The 2,947-nt window shown below is 28.3% G+C and carries 3 protein-coding genes and 1 pseudogene; all 4 read right to left on the reverse strand.

All coding sequences use genetic code 11. The features are described 5' to 3' along the window. Window positions 1–355 precede the first annotated feature (355 nt). Window positions 356–1,027, reverse strand: a complete 672-nt coding sequence (locus tag AB8B65_RS11840; RefSeq protein WP_405301235.1) for a hypothetical protein — start codon at window positions 1,025–1,027, stop codon at window positions 356–358. Window positions 1,028–1,660: 633 nt separating this feature from the next. Next, a complete protein-coding gene (locus tag AB8B65_RS11845) occupies window positions 1,661–2,053 on the reverse strand; it encodes an SMI1/KNR4 family protein (RefSeq protein WP_405301236.1) in 393 nt (130 codons plus the stop codon). 10 nt (window positions 2,054–2,063) lie between these two features. After that, complete coding sequence (locus tag AB8B65_RS11850; RefSeq protein WP_405301237.1) at window positions 2,064–2,588, reverse strand: HNH endonuclease; 525 nt, start codon at window positions 2,586–2,588, stop codon at window positions 2,064–2,066. 155 nt (window positions 2,589–2,743) lie between these two features. Then, a pseudogene (locus AB8B65_RS11855) lies at window positions 2,744–2,947 on the reverse strand (transposase); the annotation flags it as partial.

Consider the following 2,947-nt stretch of genomic DNA (forward strand, 5'->3'; position numbering starts at 1 on the left):
CACTCTTGTTATGAAACTTATATTTTCTACTCATATCTTTAAAATACGAAAAGCTACGCTAAAAAATTAGCATAGCTTTTTGTTATGGTTACTTTTTTGCTTTTCTTACTCATGCTCGGCACTAGTGCATACTAGCGCTAGCGTGGGGAATTATTACGATTTATTCTTCATGCGAAGATTCCACTTAAGCGAATGATCCGATGGGAACTGGCTAATCGTGGTTTTGATATGAATAACAATTGGATAGGATTTGATGAGTCGTATAAGCTATGGCTTAAAAACTGAATATGCTGAAAAGCAAAACCGCCCACAAATTTGTGAGCGGTTTTTATTTTTAGGAAAATATAAAATAGTTTTACTTCTTATTTTTTGGTTTATACTGTCCCCATTTCCAATCTTGTTGAACTCCTTTATTGTACATTTCTCCAGAAATAATCATATCAATCCTAGTTTTAACATTGTTTTTAACATTTTTATTAGATTTAATTTCCTTCAAAGTTTTGACTAGATCTTTATTTTTATAATCTATATAAAAAATTGGTTTATTTTTAAACGAAGGACAGGCAATTGAGTAATTAAGAGTTGTGCTATCAAAAATTTCTTGTTTAAATAATTCATAAGAATAATCTAATAATTCTAATCTTTTATCTAATGGTAACGAATACATACTCATCAAAATGATTTGTTTTTTTCTTTGAGACATTAAATTATATTTTAATAGTTTCTTAGCCAAGTCATACTCTTTTAAAGGATCGTTAAAAAAAGACATAAATTTCTTATCATATCTAAGATCAAAATCTAAATGATACTCATCAGTATCTAAGCTTAAAAAGTATTTTGCATAAGGATCACTTTTATCAAAAGATACAACTTCCAATTTGTCTTTTTTATCATCAGAAGTTTTTGATATTTTTACTTGGTTTGATAATTCACTTTTTTTGCTTTCAAGACTCTTCTCAACCTTATTACATTGTGTAAATAAAACTAAAGTAGAAAGAGCCAATAAAGTCTTGTTAATCTTCTTCATATCTTCTTATTGTTATTTTAGTAAATCCTATTCTTCCAGTTTTTGTGTTTACTGTAAATCGAGTTCTTACTCCATTATTACTACCTGCGCTAACAAGAGTAATGATTCCATTTTTATTCGATAATACTATCCCAACATGACCATCTTCCCACGCTAGCGCTAGTATATACTAGTGCCGAAACACAAGCTAAAAATATACAATACCATTATCTAACCAAAGAAACCGATGTCATCTATTTCTAAAATAGTATGATCTTCTTGATAATTTCAAGCACTTGAATACTTCCAATCGATTGGTTTTGTTACAAAACCACCTTCTACAGGATTGTTGTGTATATAACTTATTTTCTCTTGAATTACTTTGTTACTCCATAATTCTATAGGTTTATTATGATGTTGCCAAAACTGGTATTTGCTTGTAGTTGCATTCTTTTTTCCTGCTCGCTCAAAGATCCAAAGTAACCATTCTTGTTATGAAACTTATATTTTCTACTCATATTCTCTAAAATACAAAAAGCTACACTAAAAAATTAGCATAGCTTTTTGTTATGTTTACTCTTTTACTTTTCTTACTCATGCTCGGCACTAGTAAATACTAGCGCTAGCGTGGGGGTTTGTAGCGTTAAAAATATTTTATAGCTCTTCTATAGAATTTACTTTTAGTAGATTTTCGAGAGAATTAGCAATAACTTCAGGCTTTAAATCATCCTTTCTAAATAATACTATTGAATCATCTTCAAGATTAACTCCAATTTGGTGACCTACGCCAGTTGTTGCAAATAATAAATAGTATAAAGGTATATTATTTTCGCTTATTTGCAATGAATCTCTAACTATCTCTATAGTGCTTTTTCCATATTTTATACTATATAATTCATCAACAATATCCTCTCCTGTTTCTTCTAATCCACCATTATACTTTAAATATAATTTTTTGAAATTTTCTGGAAAGACAACATTATATTTTTCTTCTAAATTGTTAATATCAATAATATTAATATTTTTTTCACTTTCTATAATTTTCATAATAATATAATTATTTTCTTCTTGTTAAATATTTAAAATTAAGGAAAATTTCTAATATTCTTACACCTCCATAATGAGGAATGCAAGCTACATGAATAGGAGTTTCTACTAGTTGCATTGTACAAATTCCAGTAACTGGATCATAGTCATCTAGATGATGCCAAGTATAACCTTTTGGTTTTCTTTTAATTCCTGCTAAATGATTAGCAAGTTTAAAATCAAATACATCACTACCTGTCAGTTTAATTTTAACAATATTTTTTTCCTTTCCTTTTATTTTATATAAATATTTCGTTCCTTCAAAATCTACGCTGAGACCATTTTTTGATTTTTCTAATTTTATTCCTAATTTTTTTAAAGCATTCTTATTTGGATTAAATTTTTTACTTCCCTTTGCAGTACTTAAAGAATCAAATATTTTTAACATTTTCTTCTTACTTGCTTCTAGGCTCAATCTATTCTTAGGAACAAGAATTTCTATCCCTAAATCATTAATGGCTTTATCTATTTTCTTGATTTCTATCAATTCATCCAAATACTTAGGGAGAGCTTTATCTTTAGGTAAATTAGGATACTTAGCTTGCGCGGCATCTTCATACTTTTTGGTGTATTTGCCAATTTGTAGCTCCCACGCTAGCGCTAGTATATACTAGTGCCGAAACACAAGCTAAAAATATACAATACCATCATCTAACCAAAGAAACCGATGTCATCTATTTCTAAAATAGTATGATCTTCTTGATAATTTCTAGTACTTGAATATTTCCAATTGATTGGATTTGTTACAAAACCATTTTCTATAGAATTGTTATGAATATTGGATATACTCTATTTTCTGTTTAATTACTTTGTTACTCCATAACTCTATAGGTTTATTATGATGTTGCCAAAACT

This window comes from Kordia sp., assembly GCF_045105435.1.
Lineage (GTDB): Bacteria > Bacteroidota > Bacteroidia > Flavobacteriales > Flavobacteriaceae > Kordia.

What these genes read in the sequence shown, in the direction of transcription:
- AB8B65_RS11840 (WP_405301235.1), bottom strand. Translation starts at nt 1,027, where the DNA reads ATGAAGAAGATTAACAAGACTTTATTGGCTCTTTCTACTTTAGTTTTA.
- AB8B65_RS11845 (WP_405301236.1), bottom strand. Translation starts at nt 2,053, where the DNA reads ATGAAAATTATAGAAAGTGAAAAAAATATTAATATTATTGATATTAAC.